5 protein-coding genes are annotated in these 18,624 nt (G+C 71.7%); 1 reads left to right on the top strand and 4 read right to left on the bottom strand.

Translation table 11 applies throughout. The features are described 5' to 3' along the window. Positions 1-98 precede the first annotated feature (98 nt). Complete coding sequence (locus tag KIF24_RS10625; protein WP_221083891.1) at positions 99-1,616, top strand: FAD-dependent monooxygenase; 1,518 nt, start codon at positions 99-101, stop codon at positions 1,614-1,616. 80 nt (positions 1,617-1,696) lie between these two features. Here KIF24_RS10625 and KIF24_RS10620 read toward each other — a convergent pair whose 3' ends face one another. Genes KIF24_RS10620 through KIF24_RS32545 form a run of 4 tightly spaced genes read right to left on the bottom strand, consistent with a single transcriptional unit; the run spans position 1,697 to position 18,601 of the window. Further along, the gene (locus KIF24_RS10620; protein ID WP_221083890.1) at positions 1,697-2,443 is read right to left on the bottom strand and encodes a thioesterase II family protein; all 747 of its coding nucleotides are present in this window, start codon (positions 2,441-2,443) and stop codon (positions 1,697-1,699) included. Positions 2,444-2,477: 34 nt separating this feature from the next. Beyond that, positions 2,478-6,290 (bottom strand): non-ribosomal peptide synthetase, encoded by a 3,813-nt coding sequence (locus KIF24_RS10615; protein ID WP_221083889.1) that lies wholly within the window; start codon positions 6,288-6,290, stop codon positions 2,478-2,480. Between the two features lie 4 nt (positions 6,291-6,294). Then, positions 6,295-14,037, bottom strand: a complete 7,743-nt coding sequence (locus KIF24_RS10610) for a non-ribosomal peptide synthetase (RefSeq protein ID WP_221083888.1) — start codon at positions 14,035-14,037, stop codon at positions 6,295-6,297. A 10-nt stretch (positions 14,038-14,047) separates the two neighbouring features. After that, positions 14,048-18,601, bottom strand: a complete 4,554-nt coding sequence (locus tag KIF24_RS32545; protein WP_230415467.1) for a non-ribosomal peptide synthetase — start codon at positions 18,599-18,601, stop codon at positions 14,048-14,050. Positions 18,602-18,624: the final 23 nt, after the last annotated feature.

The following is an 18,624-nucleotide window of genomic DNA, read 5'->3' as shown; positions in this document are numbered from 1 at the left end:
ACCGCGTCGGCGTCCACCGCCGGTTGCCTCGCGACCGGCGGCGCGTGACCGTGACAGTGGTTCAACAACACACTGCGCAGGGACGTGAGGGGAACGACGTGGAACACAGCGACGTGGATGCGGACGTGGTGATCGCCGGTGCCGGGCCCACCGGTCTGATGCTGGCCTGCGAACTCCGCCTGGCGGGTGTCGATGTGCTGGTGGTGGAGCGACTCGCGCAGCGAACGGGCGAGTCGCGGGCCGGCGGAATGCACTCGCGCACCCTGGAGGTACTGGACCAGCGCGGGATCCTGGATCGCTTCACGGAAATCGGCGATCCGCAACCCGTAGGCCACTTCTCCGGTCTTTATCTGGAGTTCGACGAAGCGGAGTCGCGGCACCCCTATCCGCTGATGATCCTGCAAACCGACATCGAACGGCTGCTCGAGGAATGGGCCGTCGAGCTCGGTGTGCGCATTCAGCGGTCGTCCGAGGTGAGCGGAATCAGCCAGGACAGTTCCGGGGTGACCGTCGAGCTGGGCACCGCGCCGGGGTCGACGCGGACGCTTCTCGCCCGTTATCTGGTGGGCTGCGACGGCGGACGCAGCATCGTGCGCAAACTGTCGGGCATCGACTTCCTGGGCACCCCGGCGACGATGACCGCGCTGATCGGCGACGTCGAGCTCCCGGATCTGACCGAGGACTACATCTGGGTGCGGCGCTGCCCCACCGGCGACTACTCGGTGATCGCCTTCGAGCCGGGCTGGTACCGGGTCATCGCCTCCGAGTACGACCGGGTCGCCGACCGTGACGAGCCGGTGACGTTCGAGCAACTCCGCGAGTCGCTGCTCAGGCTCGCCGGCACCGACTTCGGAATGCGCAGCCCGCGGTGGGTCTCAAGGTTCAGCGACGCCGCCCGACAGGCCGCCCGGTACCGGGCCGGTCGGGTGCTGCTGGCGGGCGACGCCGCGCACATCCACTTCCCGGCCGGCGGGCAGGGACTGAACCTGGGCGTGCAGGACGCGGTCAATCTCGGCTGGAAGCTCGCCGCGGTGGTCAACGGCCAGGTTCCGGAGAGCCTGCTGGACACCTACCACCGCGAGCGCCACCCGGTCGGCGAGCGCGTGCTGCACAACACCCGGGCGCAGTCGGCGCTGGCCCGCCCCGGCCCACACACGGACGCGCTCCGCGACGTCTTCGGCGATCTCTTGCAGTTCGACGACGTCAACCGGCAGCTGTGCGGCATGCTGACCGCGCTGACCATTCGCTATCCGGTCGGCGGCGATCACCCGTTGGCGGGTCGCCGGGTCCCGGACGTCGACCTCAAGACAGCCGGCGGCGGCACTCGCGTGCACGAGTTGCTGCACGCCGCCCGACCGGTGCTCATCGATCTGCACGGCAGCGCCGAGGTGGCCGCGGCGGCCGGCGGCTGGGCCGATCGCGTCGACCTGGTCGAGGCGACGAGCGTGGACGACCACTGGATCGTCCCGGACCTCGACGAGATGCCCGCTCCGGCCGCGCTGCTCATCCGCCCGGACGGCCACGTCGCCTGGGTGGCGTCCGCCGACGAGCCGCTGGACACCTCGGCGCTGCGGGCCGCCCTCACCACCTGGTTCGGTCGGGCGCGGCCGGCTTGACCACGCGCCGCGGATCAATCGAAACCACGGAGGGCCCCGAGCGAAGCTCGGGGCCCTCCGTTCGTCGGTCGCGGGCAGACTCAGACCGGTGCCGCACTCCTGAGGGTGCCGACCTGCTCGACGACGTCGAGCACCTCCCGACCCTGATCCACCAGGTACATGTGATCACCGGGGAACTCCACGTAGCTGAACTCGCCGGTGGTCGCCGCCTGCCACTGCCGAGCCTCCGCGGCGGTCACCAGGCCGTCGGAACTGCCCCGCAGCGAGCAGATCGGCACCGGCAGCGGCTCGTCGAAGCTCGGCACGTAGGCCTCGTGCATCTCGCAGTCGGCCTGCAACACGGGGAGGATCAGCTCCCGCATCTCCGGGTGGTCGAGCGCCTCGTGCCGGAAGCCGGCGAACTCCTCGACCCGGGCGAGGAACTCCTCGTCCGGCAGCCCGGCCGCCCGCCTCTCGCGCTGCGTCCACGGTCCCGGTGAGCCGCTGACGACCAGCCGCTCCACCACGACGTCCCGCTTGCTGAGCAGGTGCACCAGCTCATACGCGAGCACCGCGCCCAGGCTGTGTCCGAACAGCACGGTCCGCGCCCCCGCGCCGAGGTCGGCGGCGATGGCGTCAACCTCGTTGCGGGCCGCTTCGACCACGTTGCGGTACGGCTCCTCCAGGAGTCGTCGCTCCCGGCCCGGCAGCTCGACGGAGGTGACGCGCCACCGGCCCGCCGACAGCCCGCGCCACGGGTGGAAGAAGGAGGCACCCGCTCCCGCGAACGGGACACACAACAGCGTGCCGCGCTCCCGCGTCTCACCGGCCACGCCATGCCCTGTCATCTCGACCAACTCCTGTCATTCGCCGTCTGCCGGTTCACTGCGCTGCGAGCTTGCGGTTGATGACCTCGAAGATCTCGGCCACCGGGCCGGGCAGGTTCATCTCGTGGTGCGTGGCGTGTACGTCGTACTCCTCGATGGCACCGAGAACGTACGGCCGCCACAGGTGCGCGTACAGGTCGTCCTTGAGCACCGCGTTGAAGAACAGCACGTCACCGCCGTAGACCGGCGATTCGAACGTCATCATGAGCTGGGAGTTGTTGGCCAGCACCCGGGCCATGACGTCGATGGAGTCCTGCTGGTTGTCGGTGCCGATGTACTGGCCGAAGAAGTCCTCCAACTCGTCCCGGTAGTCCTCGACGGTCTTGTTGGCGTGGATCTCGGACCAGCCGTGCCCGCCGGGCTGCGAATCGAGGATGGCCGTCAGGGCGATCTCGTGCCCGCGCCGGGCGAGGCCGGCCGCGACGGCCTGTGCCACGGTGCCGCCGTAGGACCAGCCGATCAGGTGGAACGGCCCGTCCTGCTGGATCTTCAGCATCTCGTCGATGTAGTCGTCGACCATCTCCTCCACGGACGTCACCAGCTCACCCACGCCGTTGTAACCGCGCGCCTGCAGGGCGTACGCGGGCCGGTCCGTCACGTGCACCACGAAGCTGAAGTACGCCCAGCCCAGCCCGCCTCCCCCGTGGAAGAACCACAGCGGCGGTTTGCCCGTGCCGGGATCGGTGTTGAGCGGCAGCACCACGCCGAGCGGGTCGGCGGTCTCCCCGGCGGGCTGGCCGATCAGCAGCAGCGAGGCCAACTCGGCCACGGTGGGGAACTTGATGATCGTACGGAGCGGGAAGTCGATCCCGAAGTCCTTGCGGATGCGCACGCTGAGCCGGGTGGCCAGCAGCGAGTGACCACCGAAGGCGAAGAAGTCGTCGTCGACACCGACGGCCTCCCGGCCGAGCAGCTCGCCGAAGATCGCGCACAGCCGCTGCTCCTGCGCGTTACGCGGCTCCCGGCCGACCACCGTGCTGGTGTCCTCCTCGGGCAGCGCCCGACGGTCGAGCTTCCCGTTCGGCGTGAGCGGAAGCTCGGCGAGTGGGATCACCGTGGCCGGCACCATGTAGTCCGGCAGGCGTCCGCGCAGGTACGTGGAGAGTTCGGTGCGAAGCTGATCGGTCGCGACGGCAACGGTGGGCGTCGGCACCACGTAGCCCACGATGCTCTTGTCGCCCTGCTGGTTCTCGCGCACCACGACCGCGGCCTGCGCCACTCCGGGGTGCCCGGTCAGCACGTGCTCGATCTCACCCAGCTCGATCCGGAAGCCCCGGACCTTCACCTGGAAGTCGGTGCGCGCGATGTACTCCAGCCGACCGTCGCGGTTCCACCGCGCCAGGTCTCCGGTCCGGTACATGCGCGATCCGGCCGGCCCGAACGGGCTGGGCACGAACCGCTCGGCGGTCAGGTCCGGCCGGCCCTGGTAGCCACGGGCCAGGCCGTCGCCGGCGATGTACACCTCACCCGCGACACCGCGCGGCACCGGGCAGAAGCGGGAGTCGAGCAGGTACACCTGGGTGTTGCCGATCGGCGTGCCGATCGCCACCGGCGCTCCCGGCGTCAGCGGCGCCATGGTCGACCACGTCGTCGTCTCGGACGGGCCGTACCAGTTGCCCACCTCGGTGGCCTGCCCGGCCAGCGTCTCGGCGAGGCGGGCGGGCACCGCCTCCGCGCCGGTCATGATGCGCAGCCCCTGCGCGGCGTCCGGGTCGTGGGCGAGCAGCATCTGCCAGAACCCCGGCGTGGCCTGCACCACGCTGACCCCGGTGCCACGGATGTACGCCAGCACGGCCGCCGGATCGGTGACCGTCTCCTTGGTCGCCATCACCATTGTCGCGCCGGTGACGAACGGGAGATACAGCTCGGTGTTCGCCATGTCGAAGGACACCGTCGTGCTGAACAGCATCCGCTCCCCCGGCGACAACGGGAAGCGCCGCTGGACGGAGGCCAGGAAGTTCGCGACCGCGCCACGCGGAATCGTCACGCCCTTCGGCGTGCCCGTCGAACCGGAGGTGTAGATCACGTACTGGGTGTTCGCGGGGTGCACGACCACCGCCGGTGGCAGGTCCGGACGACCCGAGCAGTCGGCGCCGGACAGCGTTTCCTCGTCGAGCACCAGCATCGGCTTCGCCTGCGCCAGGATCTCGTCGACGCGGGAGCGCGGGTGCTCCGGGTCCACCGGCACGTAGGCCCCGCCGGCCTTGAGGACCGCCAGCAGCGCCACCATCAGGTTCACCGTTCGGGGCAGGCACACGGCGACCAGCGACTCGGCCCGCACGCCGCGCTCCACCAGCCAGTGCGCCAGCCGGTTCGACCGGATGTCCAGCTCCTGATAGGTGAGCGAACCGTCCTCGGTGAGCACCGCGAGCGCCTGCGGTGACTCCCGCACCCGGCGGCTCACCGCCGCCAGCAGGCCGCCCTCCAGCGTCGGCTCCGCGGTGTCGTTCACCGCCACCAGTAGCCGCTCGCGTTCCTGCGCGCTGAGCACGTCGACGTCGCCGACGCACCTGGCCGGGTCGGCGACCAGCTGCTCCAGGACGCGGACGAACCGGGCGGCCATGGCCTCGACGGTGTCCCGGTCGAACAGCCTGGTCCCGTACTGGATGTCGCCGTAGAGCACGCCCGCCGCGTCGTCCAGCGTCATGCTGAAGAAGAGGTCGACCATGGCTTTCGTGGTGAGGGCCTGCTGGAACTCGGCCGTGAGCCCCGGGAAGTCGAGCACCGGCTTGGCGAAGTTCTGCCAGCCGCACATCACCTGGAACATCGGCCGGTACATGGCGGAGCGGTCCGGATTGATCTCCTCGACCAGCACGTCGAACGGCACGTCCTGGTGCTCGTACGCGGTGAGTGCCTTGTTGCGCACCTGTGCGAGCACGTCCAGGAAGGTCGGGTCGCCGGACAGGTCGACGCGCAGCACCAGGTTGTTGACGAAGCACCCGACCAGGTCGGCCAGTGCCTCGTCGGTCCGCCCGGCGATCGGGGAGCCGATCGGCACGTCCTCGCCACCGCCGAGCTTGCCCAGCAGCACCGCCAGCGCGGCCTGCACGATCATCGACATGGTCATGCCACGCTCGGCGGCAAGGCGCTCCAGGCCGGCGGTGACGGCGGGCCGCACCACGAAGGCCACCGCGTCGCCGTCGGTGCTCAGGTCCGCCGTGCGCGGATGATCCAGCGGCAGGCTGAGCGGCTGGGGAACGCCGGTCAACTCCTTGCGCCAATACTCCAGCTGCGCCGCGGCGAGGCTGTTCGGGTCCTTCAGGTCACCGAGCACCTCACGCTGCCACAGCGTGAAGTCCTTGTACTGCACGGGCAGTGGCTCGAATTCCGGGGCCCGGCCGGCCCGGCGGGCACGGTAGGCCGTGGCCAGGTCCCGGGCCAGCGGGAAACTGGAGCTGCCGTCGGTGGCGATGTGGTGGATGGCCAGGACGAGGACGTGGTCGCGGGGCGAGGAGCGGATCAGGCTGCTCCGGAACGGCACCTCGGTCGCCAGGTCGAAGGTGTGCGCGACGGCCCTGTCGACCGCACCGGGCACCTCCTCGGGTGGCACCTCGAGCACCGGCGTCTCCACCCGGGCCAGCGCCTCCGCCACCGGCAGGATCCGCTGGTACGGCTCGCCCTGGTCGTCCACCACGTAGGTGGTGCGCAGGATCTCGTGCCGCTCGACCACGTCCCGGATCGCCGCGTCCATCGCGGGCAGGTCCAGTTCCCCGGTCAGCCGCAGGGCCGCCGACATGTTCCAGGTCTCGCCACCCTCCAGTTGGTGCAGATACCAGTAGCGGCGCTGGGCGAAGGACAACGGAATCATGTGCTTACTCCTCTACGGTCATCTTGCGCAGGCGAGGGCGACGCGGAGCTGCCGGTGCCTCCGGTCCTGGCCGGTCCAGCCAGGAGGCGAGCGCGGCCACCGTGGGCAGGTCGAAGATCGTGCGGATGGGGATCTCCGCTCCGGTCTCCGCCCGGGCGCGGCTGATCAACCGGGTGGCGAGCAGGGAATGCCCGCCCAGATCGAAGAAGTCGTCGTCGACGCCGACCCGCTCCAGCCCGAGCACTTCGGCGAAGAGCTTGGTCAGGCACTCCTCGCGGGCGGTGCGCGGCGCCCGGTAGTGGGTCCCGCTGAACTCCGGCTCGGGAAGAGCGGCCCGGTCCAGCTTGCCGTTGGTCATCAACGGCAGCCGGTCCAGCAGCACGAACGCGGACGGCACCATGAACTCCGGCAGTCGCTCGGCGGTGTACCGGCTGAGCCGCGCGGCGTCGACCTCGCCCGAGGCCACCACGTAGGCGACGAGTCGGGTGCCGGTGCCCGCGCCCGGCCGGGAGACGACGACGGCCTGGGCGACCGCCGGGTGCGCGGTGACAACCGTCTCGACCTCGCCCGGCTCGATCCGGAAGCCACGCACCTTGACCTGCGCGTCGCCCCGGCCCGCGTACTCCAGCTGCCCCTCGTCGTTCCACCGGGCCAGGTCGCCGGTGCGGTACATACGCGCGCCGGGTGGGCCGTAGGCGTCGGCGACGAAGCGCTCGGCGGTCAGGTCGGCGCGGCCGTGGTAGCCACGACCGACACTCCCGCCGACGTACAGCTCGCCGACCACCCCCGGCGGCACCGGCGCCAGCCCGGGGCCCAGAACGTAGGCCCGCATGTTGCCCAGCGGCGTGCCGACCGGCACGCTTCCCGCCCGGTTCGGTGGTTCCTCGGTGGCGGTGAAGGTGGTGGCGTAGAACGACTCGCTCTGCCCGTAGGCGTTCACCACCCGTACGCCGGGGAAGGCCGCCCGCGTCTTCTCCACCAGCGAGGCGGGCAGGGCCTCGCCGGCGAACACGACGGTCTCCACCCTGGTTCGGCCGGAGATCTCGTCGACGAGCTCGGCGAAGGCGGACGGGACGGTGGAGATGACGCTGCCGCTCCAACCCGCCCGCTCGCCCAGAACCAGGACGTCCCGGACCACCTCGACGACTCCGCCGGTGGCCAGCGTCGTGAAGATCTCGAACGCCGAGACGTCGAAGTTCACCGAGGTGCCGGCGAGGAGCCGCTTGCCGGGCCCCAGGCCCACCCGGGACGCGAGCCGCAGCACCCCGTTGACCACGTTCGCGTGCGTGATGGCCACGCCCTTGGGTCGGCCGGTGGAGCCGGAGGTGTACATCACGTACGCCAGCTGCTGTGCCTGGATCCGCGGTTCGGGGCCGGTGCGGTCACCGGACAGGTCGAGCGTGTCGAGGAAGACGTCCGGTGCGTCGTGCTCCGGCAACACCGCGACCGTCGCGGAGTCGGTCAGGACGAGGCACGGCCGGGCCTCCCCCATGATGGCGGCCGTGCGGGAGCTGGGATACCTGGGGTCGACCGGCAGGTACGCGCCGCCCGCCCGCAGGATCGCCAGCAGCGCGACGACCAGGTCCGCCGACCGCGGCAGCGATACCGCGACCACCGACTCCGGGCCCACGCCACGGCCGCCCAGTTCGTGCGCCAGGCGGGCGGCCCGGGCGGTCAACTCGCGGTACGTGAGCGACTCACCCTCGGCGACCACGGCGACCTCGTCCGGTGTCCGCGCCGCCTGGGCCTCGACGAGCCCGGTGATCGTGGCCTGCGGAGTCGGCGCGACCGTGTCGTTGACCTTGGCGAGCAGCAGATCGCGTTCGGCCGGGTCCAGGAGGTCGAGCTGCGCGACGGTCAGGCCCCGGGTGGCCACGATGTGCCGCAGCACGCGGCCGAGGCGGGCCGCCAGCACCTCCACCGCCTCCGGCTCGAAGACACCCCGCGCGTACTGCAGGAGGAGTTGGAGCTGCGGATCCGCCGCCGCCATCAGGGTCAGCGGGTAGTTGGTGGCCGTGGACGGGCGCAGGCCGGTGAAGGCGATACCGTCCGCGGCATCGGTGGCGGCGTCGAGAGCGTCCCGGTCGACCGGGTAGGACTCGAAGACGACCAGGGTGTCGAAGAGGGACGGCAGCCCGACACCCTGCTGGATCTCGGTCAACCCGTAGTAGTGGTGCTCCAGCAGGCGGGCCTGCCGACCCTGCAGCCGGGTGAGGACCTCCGCGACGGTGTCGCCGGGCGCGTACTCGACGCGGACGGGAAGGGTGTTGATGAACATGCCGACCGTCGAGTCGACGTCGGTCACCGCGGGCGGACGCCCGGAGACGGTCGCCCCGAACAGCACGTCCTGGCGGCCGGTGAGCTGGCCGAGCAGGAGCGCCCAGGCGCCCTGGACCAGGGTGTTGACGGTGACGCCCCAGTCGGCTGCCCGCCGGACGAGTGCGTGCGCCACGTCGGGGTCGAGCGCGACGGCGACCTGGCCGACGCCCTCGACGGCCACACCGTCCGAGCCGGGGGCGAGCAGGGTCGGCTCCTCGACCCCGTCGAGCTCGGCCGCCCACACCCGAGCGGACTCCTCGTCGTCCTGCTGGGCTCGCCAGCGCAGGAACTCGCCGAAGTCGCCGGATGCGGGCAGCCGGGCCGGGTCGCCGCCCGAGGCGTAGAGCAGCAGCAGGTCCCGCATCAACAGCGGCATGGACCAGCCGTCGATCAGCACGTGGTGGGCGGTCAGCACCAACTCCGCGCGGCCGGGCGCCGGGACGACCAGGGCCATCCGGACCAACGGCGGGCGGCCCACGTCGAAGTGGACGGCCCGGTCGCGGGCGAGAAAACGCTCGAACCTCGCGGTCCGCTCCGCCTCGTCGAACGTGGTCAGGTCGTGGTACTGCCACGGCAGGGACACCGCCCGCGGCACCACCTGCACCACCTCACCGTCCGCTCGGTCGACGAAGGCGGCACGGAGGCTGGCGTGCTGCCCCGCCAGCGCCTGCGCGGCGCGGCGCATCCGCTCCGGGTCGACCTCGCCGGACAGGTGGAACACCAGCTGCATGTGGTACGCGTCGAACGACGACCCGGCCAGCATCGTGTGGAACAACATGCCGGACTGCACCGGTGTCGTCGGCCAGACCGTGGCCAGCGCGCCGAAACGGGTCTCCCACGTGTCGATCTCCGCTTGGCTCACCTCGACCAGCGGCGCGTCGCTCGGGGTCAGCCCGCCGGCGTCGGGGGTGGTGGCGTGGCGCGCCAGGGCGGTCAGCGCCTCGACCCACAGCCCGGCCAGCTCGGTCACCTCGTCGCGGTCGAGCACGCCGGTGGGGAAGCCGAAGTAGGCGGTGAGCTCGTCACCGTCGGCGGTGCTCGCGGCCACGGCGTTGATCTCCAGCGCCGACAGCGCCGGCATGTCCGCGTCCGGGGCGGCGATCAGGTCCCGGTGCGCCGCGTCCGGCGCCCAGCCCAGGCCGCGCAGTTCCTCGGGAATGTCCGCGCCGGAGGAGCGGCCCAGGTAGTTGAAGCCGATCTGCGGTTCGCGCGCCTCGGCCAGCGCGGCGGCGGTGTGCGTGTTGAGGTGGCGCAGCAGGCCGTAGCCCATGCCGTTGTCCGGCACGGCTCGCAGCTGCTCCTTGACGGCCTTGATCGCCCGTCCGGCGGCCGGGCCGCCGGCGAACGCGTCCACCACGTCGAGGCCCGCCAGGTCCAGCCGCACCGGGAACATCGCGGTGAACCATCCGACGGTGTTCGACAGGTCGGCGCCGGGGACGACGTGTTCGGACCGGCCGTGCCCTTCCAGCCGCACCAGCGTCGAGGTGCCCGACCCGCCCCGCGTCTCGCGCCAGCGGGCCAGCGCCAGCGCCAGGCCGGTCAACAGCCCGGCGTCCACACCGGCCCGGAACACCGCGGGCACGGTGGTCAGCAGGGTCCGCGTGACCTCCGCAGGCACCTGGACGCGCAGCGTGTCCACGGTGGCCGCGACGTCACGGGCCGGATCCAGCCGCCGTGCGCCCAGCACCGGCTCCTCGGCCCGCAGGATCTCCTGCCACACGGGCAGTTCCGCCACCCGTTGCGGGCTGGTCGCGGCATCGGCCAGCCCCCACATCCACCGCCGCAGCGAGGTACCCACCGCGACCGGTGGTGCGGCACGGCCGCCGCTGACCCGCTGCCAGGCGGACACCAGGTCCGGGACCAGGATCCGCCACGACACCCCGTCGACGACCAGGTGGTGCAGCACGATCAGCAGCCGGTCCACGTCCGTGTCGCAGGTGAATCGCACGAACTGGGCCATGACGCCCGCGTCCGGGTCCAGCCGGTCCGCGGCCGCGTCCAGCTCGGCCCGCACATCGGCGTCGCCCAGGGCGACGTCCCGCAGCAACGAGCCGGCGTCCACACTGCCGACGGCCGCCATGACGATGCCCGCCCCGGCCCGGTCGAGCCGGGACCGCAGCACGTCGTGCCGGTCCAGCACGGCCTGCAACGTCGCGACGAGTCCCGCACGGTCGATCTCCTCCGGCAGGGTGAGCATCGCGGACATGCAGAACCGTCCGATACCGCCGCCCCGCGCGAGGACGTGCGCCGCCGTCGGCGGCAGCGGAGCCCAGCCCGCGCCGCCGCCGGGAAGCTCGGCCAGGGTCACGGGCTCCTCGTCCGCCCGGTTGTCGACCAGTTCGGCGAGCCGGGCGACGGTGCGGTGCTCGAAGATCTCCCGCGGGCTGAGGACCAGCCCGCGCGTCTTGGCCCGCGCGGCGACCTGGATGGAACGGATACTGTCGCCGCCGCTGGTGAAGAAGTCGTCGTCGATCCCCACCGGCCCGGTGCCCAGGACGTCCGCGTACACCTCGGCCAGGACGTGCTCCACGGCGCTGCGCGGCGCCCGATGCTCGGCGTCGGCGAACTCCGGTACGGGCAACGCGGCCCGGTCCAGCTTTCCGCTCGCGGTCAACGGCAGCCGGTCCAGCACCACGAACTGGGCAGGGACCAGGTAGTCCGGCAGCCGCTCGGCCGCGAACGAGCGCAGCTCCGCCGGCGACACACCGCCGCCGGAAGCGGTGTCCGCCGGTGCCACATAGCCGACGAGCCGGGCACGGCCGCCGTGGTCCTGGCACACGGTGACCGCCGCGCGGCCGATCGCGGGGTGCCGGGTGAGGACCGTTTCGACCTCGGTCGGCTCGACCCGGATGCCGTTCACCTTCACCTGGCTGTCGACGCGCCCCGCGTACCGCAGTTGGCCGTCGTCGTCCCACCGGGCCAGGTCGCCGGTCCGGTACATGCGTGCGCCGGGCGGGCCGAAGGGGCAGGCGACGAAGCGCTCGGCGGTCAACCTGCCGTCCCGGTGATAGCCGCGGGCGAGCAGGCCAGCGACGTACAGTTCACCGATCACGCCGGGCGCGACCGGAGCGAGTTCAGGCCCCAGCACGTGGGCGCGCATGTTGGCCAGGGGCGCTCCGATCGGTACCGCTTCGGTCCCGGCCAGCTGCTGCGGGACGGTGCAGGTGGTGGCGTAGAAGCTCTCCGTCTGCCCGTACGCGTTGACGACGCGCACGCCGGGCAGGGCGCGCCGGACCTCGCGGACCAGCTCGGCCGAGAGGGCCTCACCGGCGAAGACGACGGTTTCCACGTCGAGGGCGAGGCGTCCCGGGGTGCCGGAGCCGAGCTGATCCAGCAGTGCGGAGAACACCGCGGGCACGGCGCTGACGGTGGTACCCGACCAGCTGCCACGCTCGGCGAGTTCGAGCACGTCACGAACGATCTCGATGCTCGCGCCCGTGGTCAGCGCGGTGAAGGTCTCGAACACCGAGACGTCGAAGTTCACCGACGTCGCGGCCAGCATCCGGGAGCCCGCCTCGACCCGGACCGTGCGACGCAGGTCCCGCACGCCGTTGACCACGCCGCGGTGGGTGACGGCGACACCCTTGGGCACGCCGGTCGACCCGGACGTGAACATCACGTAGGCAAGGTGGTCCGGCCCGACGCCGACGTCCGGGAGCTCCCGTGCCGGGCCGTCGAGGCGCAGGTCGTCGAGCCGCAGGACCGGCAGTGCGCCAGGGCCCACCGCCGCCGTCGCGGCATCGGTCACCACCAGGGCCGGCCTGGCGGACTCGATCAGGAGGGCGACCCGCCCGGCCGGGTAGGCGGGGTCGACCGGCAGGTAGGCACCGCCGGCCTTGAGCACGCCCAGCAGCGTGACCACCAGGTCCACCGACCGTGGCAGTGCCACGGCGACCAGGACGTCCGGCCCGACACCGCGCTCCCGCAGCAGCGCGGCCAGCCGGCTCGCGCGGACGTCGAGTTCCCGGTACGACAACGTGGTCGATCCGCACACCACCGCCGTCGCGTCCGGGGTCCGGGCCACCTGGGCGGCGACCAACTCCGCCACCGTCGTGTCCGGCACCGGCACCCTCGTCTGGTTCAGCCGGGCCAGCCGACCCCGTTCGGCGTCGGTGAGCACGTCCACCGCTGCGAGCCGCGCCGCGGGATCGGCGACCACCGCCCGCAGCACCCGCAGATAGCGGTCGACCAGGTGCTCGGCCGTGGCCGGGTCGAACAGCTCGGTCGCGTACTCCAACCGCCCGTAGGCACCGCCGGACGGCGCCGGGACGATGTTGAAGAAGAGATCGAACTTCGCTGTCCCGGTGCCGGCCGGGACGGGGGTGACCCGCAGCCCCGGCAGCTCGACCTGCGCCCACTCGAACTGCCAGGCCAGCATCACCTGGAACAGGGGCTGGTAGGCGGTGGTCCGGTCCGGGCTCAGCAGCTCCACCAGACGCTCGAACGGAACGTCCTGGTTGTCGTAGGCGGCGAGGGCCCGGTCCCGGACCTGCCCGAGCAGGTCCTCGAACGCCGGATTCCCGGACAGGTCGACGCGCAGCACCCAGGTGTTGGCGAAGAATCCGATCAGGTCGTCAAGTTGCTCATCGGCCCGCCCCTCGATCGGGCTACCGATCGTCAGGTCGTTGCCGGCGCCGAGATGGTGCAGGAGCACCGCCAGTCCGGCCTGAGCGACCATCGGGGCCGTGGCACCGTGCAGCGCGGCGATCTTCGCGACGCCGGTGAGCAGTTCCTCGTCCAGCTCGAAGTCGACGTGGCCGCCCTGGTGGCTGGCCGCCGTCGGGCGCGACCGATCCAGTGGCAGGTTCACCGGTTGCGGCACGCCGGCCAGCTCCGTGCGCCAGTACTCGACCTGCGCCGCGGCGATGCTGTCGGGGTCGGACTCGTCACCGAGCAGCTGTTGCTGCCAGACCGTGTAGTCCTTGTACTGCACCGGCAGCGGGGCCCACTGCGGTGCGGCACCCTGACGGCGGGCCGAGTACGCCGTCACCAGGTCCCGCAGGAACGGGCCCATCGACGCACCGTCCGCCGCGATGTGGTGGAACACGAACGCCACCACGTGCTCCTGTGGAGCCTCCTGGAAGATGGTGACCCGCAACGGAATCTGCGTCTGCAGGTCGAACCCCTGGCGCACCGCGGCCTGCACCGCGGCGTCCGAGGCGACGGGGGCGACGGTGAGGAACCGGCTCTGGAAGACCGCCTCCTCGGGCGACAGCACCCGCTGTTCGGGAGTGCCGTCCGCGTCCTCGACGATGAGGGTACGCAGGCTCTCGTGCCGGGCAATGACATCCGTGAAGGCCGCGCACAGCGCCGCCGTGTCCAGTGGCCCGCTCAGGCGCAGGACGAACGGGATGTTGTACGTCGCGGACGAGCCCTCCAGGCGGTGGAGGAACCACATCCGGCGTTGGGCGAAGGACAACGGGATCATCGACGCACTCCTACACGTTCATCGGGCGCAGTTGAGGGCGACTTGAGGTGGAGAGCTTCTCGATCTGGGCCGACAGCTGGGCGACAGTCGGACTGCGGAAGACCATGGTGACCTTGACGTCGACCTTGAGTTCCTTGCGGATCCGGCCGATCAGCCGGGTGGCCAGCAGGGAGTGGCCGCCGTGTTCGAAGAAGTCGACGTCGACACCGACCTCGTCCACCCCGAGCAGCTCGGCGAAGATCCGGCAGAGGACCTCCTCGGTGTGGTTGCGCGGTCCTCGCCCGGTCGCGGTGGTGGATTGTTCCGGGGCGGGGAGCGCGTTGCGGTCGAGCTTTCCGCTCGACGTCAGGGGGAGCCGAGCCAGCGGGACGACCGCCGAGGGGACCATGTACTCGGGCAGGTTCTGCCGGGCCTGCTGGGTCAGCGCCGTCAGGTCCAGCCGGGCGGAGTCCCCGGCGGTGTCGGCCGGCACGACGTACGCCACCAGCCGCTGGTCGCCGGGGCGGTCCTCGCGCAGCACGACCACCGCGGTGCCGACCTGCGGGAGCGCGGTCAGCACCTGCTCGATCTCGCCGAGCTCGATGCGGAACCCGCGAACCTTGACCTGGAAGTCGGACCGCCCGAGGTACTCGACCTGGCCTTCCTGGTTCCAGCGCACCAGGTCCCCGGTGCGGTACATCCGGGTTCCGGGCGCCCCGAAGGGACAGGCGACGAACCGGCCGGCGGTCAGCCCGGTCTGTCCCAGGTAACCGCGGGCCAGACCGGCGCCGGCGAGGTAGAGCTCGCCGACGACGCCGGGCGCGACCGGGCGCAGCGAACCGTCCAGCACGTAGACCTGGATGTTCCACACCGGCGCGCCGATGGGCACCCGGTCCGCGCCCGGCACGTGCCGCCACGCCGTGACCTCCACCGCGGCCTCGGTCGGACCGTAGAGGTTGTGCACCTCGCAGCCGGGCAGCAGGTCGACCGCCGCGTTGGCCAGTGCGGCCGGGAACGCCTCGCCCGCGACCTCGATCCAGCGCAGGCTGTCGCACTCCTTGGCGGTGGGCTCGGTGAGGAAGGCATCCAGCAGGGAGGGCACGAAGTCCGCGCCGGTCACCCGTTCCCGCTGAATCAGATCACTCAGGTAGGCGGGGTCCCGGCGCCCGTCCGGACGCGCGATCACGACGGCGGCACCGACCTGCAGCGGTGCGAACAGCTCGGGCACCGACACGTCGAAGCTCGCGGTGGTGCTCAGCAGCACGCGGTCCTCGGTGCCGACCTGGAAGTGCGCCAGTCCCCACCTGAGGCGGTTCATGATCGCCCGGTGTGTCACCTGCACGCCCTTGGGTACGCCGGTGGAGCCGGAGGTGTAGATGACGTACGCGGCGTGGTCCGGCGACAGCGTGCGCCGTGGGTTCTCGGTCGGATAGCCGGACACGTCGGGCGTCGTCTGGTCGAGCACCAGCAGCGGCTTCGCGCTGTCCAGCACCTTGCGGGCCCGGTCGGCGGGCAGCTCGGTGTCCAGCGGCAGGTAGGCCGCGCCGGCCTTGACCACCGCGTAGATCGCCACCAGCAGGTCCACCGACCGGGGGATCCGCACCGCGACCAGCTGTTCGGGCCCGGCGCCCTGGTCGATCAACCAGTGCGCCAACTGGTTGGCACGCCGGTTGAACTCACCGTACGTCAGGTTCTCCCGCTCGTGGATCAGCGCCAGCCGGTCCGGGTCGCGGTCCACCTGGGCCTCGAACGCGCCGGGTAGCGTGTCCGCGGCCACCGGGTGCGCGGTGTCGTTGACCTTCCGCAGCAACCAGTCCCGTTCGGGTTCGGAGAGCACGTCCACGGCGCCGACGGTCGCCGTCGGGTCGTCGAGCAGCTGCGCCAGCACCCGGACGAGCCGGGCGGCGATCACCTCGGCCGCGTCGCGGTCGAACAGGTTGGTCTGGTAGTCGAGGGAGAGCCGCAGGTAGGGGTCGGAGGAGTTCAGCGTGAGCGGGTAGTGCGAGCCGGCGAGCGGTCGGATGCCGTCGATGGTGAAACCGGCGGCGGCGTTCGCCTCGACGATGCCCGCCCGGTCGATCGGATAGTTCTCGAACACGACGATCGTGTCGAACAGCGCGGGCAGCCCGGTGCCACGCTGGATGTCGGCCAGCCCGTAGTAGTGGTGGTCGAGCAGCGCGACCTGCCGGTTCTGCAGCTCGGTGACGATCTCGCCGATGCTGTCGTGCGGCCGGCAGTAGGCCCTGGTCGGCAGGGTGTTGATGAACAGGCCGACCATCTCGTCGGAACCCGTGAGGTCCGCCGGGCGGCCGTTTACCGCGGCGCCGAACACCACGTCCGGCCGGCCGGTCAGCTTCGACAGGAGGATCGCCCAGGCACCCTGCAGGAGGGTGTTCAGGGTGACCCCGAGTTGCGCGGCCCGCCCGGCGAGCTCACGCCCCTGGTCGATCGAGAACGGCACCTCGACGCGCCCGAGAGCGGACACCTCGCCGGTAATCGGGGTGTCCGGGGCAACGAGGGTCGGCTGGTCGAACCCGGCGAGTTCGGCCTGCCACCGGGCGGCCGACTCCTGGCGGTCCTGCCGGCACAGCCAGGCCAGGTAGTCGCCGTAGTCGCGGACCGGAGGCAGCGCCTGGTTCTCGGCGTACAGCTGGACCAGATCCTTGATCACCAGCGGCGACGACCAGCCGTCGAACAGGGTGTGGTGTGCGGTGATGACCAGCTTGGCCCGCTGCGGTCCGCAGCTGAGCAGGGCCAGGCGGAACAACGGCGGCCGGGTGGGGTCGAGCCGGTCGGCCCGGTCCTGGGCCAGGAATCGGTCCAGCGCGGCGTTCTGTTCCGCGTCGCCCTGCCCGGTCAGGTCGATGTGCCGCCAGGGCAGGGCGACGTGTTCCGGCACGACCTGGACGGGATCGCCGTCGGCCGCGGTGAGGAACGCGGAGCGCAGGTTCGGGTACCTGCGCAGCAGTGCCTGTCCGGCTGACCGAATCCTCGTGGGTTCGACGTGTCCGGACAGGTGCAGCACGAATTGCATGTGGTAGACGTCGAAGGCGTCGTCGGCGAGCGCGGCCTGGAACTGGATGCCGGACTGGCCGGGAGCCTGCGGCCACACCTCGGCCAGCCGGCCGTAGCGCTGCTCCCAACCCTCGATCTCGTCCTGCCGTACCGACACCAGCGGGGCGTCGGCGGGGGTCAGGCCACCGATCGGCGCGCGGGCGGCGTACGCGGCCATGCCGCGCAGCACGTCGGCCCACAGGTCGGCCAGTTCGGCGACCCGCTCCCGGGTCAGCACCCCGGACGGGAACATGAAGATCGTCTGTAGCTGGGTGCCGTCGGCGGTGTCCACGGCGACCGAGTTGACCTCCAGTGCGGACAGCGCGGGCAGGCCCGGGTCGGGCATCGCGATCAGCTCGGTGGACCAGGACGCCGGCACCCACCCGTGCGCGCGCAGGTGTTCGGGCACGTCGGTGTCGGAGATCCGGCCGAGATAGTTGAAGCCGATCTGTGGTGCCGGGTAGCCGGCGAGCTGCTCGGCGGTCTCCGGGTTGAGGTAGCGCAGCAGTCCGTAGCCCAGGCCCTTGTCGGGAACCTCGCGCAGCTGCTCCTTGACCAGCTTGATCGCCGTTGCGGTGGCCGGGCCGCCGGCCAGCACGTCGGCGAGGTCCACTCCCGGTACCGCCACCCGGGCCGGGTACATGCTGGTGAACCACCCGATGGTCCGGGACAGGTCCGCGCCGGGTACGACGTCCTCCTCGCGGCCGTGCCCCTCCAGCCGGACCACTGTGGGTTGTGGCGCACCGCGCCACCGGTCGAGGGCCAGGGCCAGGGCGGCGAGCAGCACATCGGTCCCGGTTGCCCGGAACGCCGCCGGAAGCTCGGTCAGCACGACGTCGGTGACCTCGACGGGCAACCGCAGCCGCACGGTGTCGACGGTGCCCATCAGGTCCACCGAGGGGTCGAACATCCGCTGCCCCAGCGGCGGGTTCGGCATCTCCAGCAGGTCACGCCAGTAGGCCAACTCGGTTTCCCGCTGCGGGGAGAGCGCCTCGTCCGCCAGGGCAGCGGTCCACCGGCGAGCCGAGGTGCCGACGGCGGGCAGCTCGGCCGGGCGTCCGGAGCCGATCCGATGCCACGCCTCGGCGAGGTCCGACATGAGGATGCGCCAGGAGACGCCGTCCACGACCAGGTGGTGCAGCACGATGAGCAGTCGGCCGCCGCCGGTTGCGGCGAACCAGACGAAGTCGGCCACGATCCCGGCCTCCGGGTCGAGCCGTCCGAGCGCGGCGTGCAGTTCTGCCTGCGCCTGCGCCAGTGCGGACGGCTCCGCCCAGCGGCCGTCGCAGGCGACCGTGTGGAGCAGGTCGCCCGCTCGTACGCTGCCCGGCGGGCGGACGTCGAGGGTGAGTTCGCCGTCGCGCACCAGCCGCGCACGTAGCAGGTCGTGCCGATCGAGGACGGCGTCCAGCGTCGCGGTCAGTCCGTCCGCATCGATGCCGGCCGGCAGCTCCAGCGTCATGGCCATGGCGAAGCGGTCGATGCCGCCGCCGTGTTCGAACACCTGCCACGCCACCGGCGGCAGCACCATCGGACCGATCCCGCCACCGGCGT

The organism is Micromonospora tarapacensis (assembly GCF_019697375.1).
Taxonomy (GTDB): Bacteria; Actinomycetota; Actinomycetes; order Mycobacteriales; family Micromonosporaceae; genus Micromonospora; species Micromonospora tarapacensis.
This window is presented reverse-complemented; position numbering and strand designations above follow the sequence as displayed.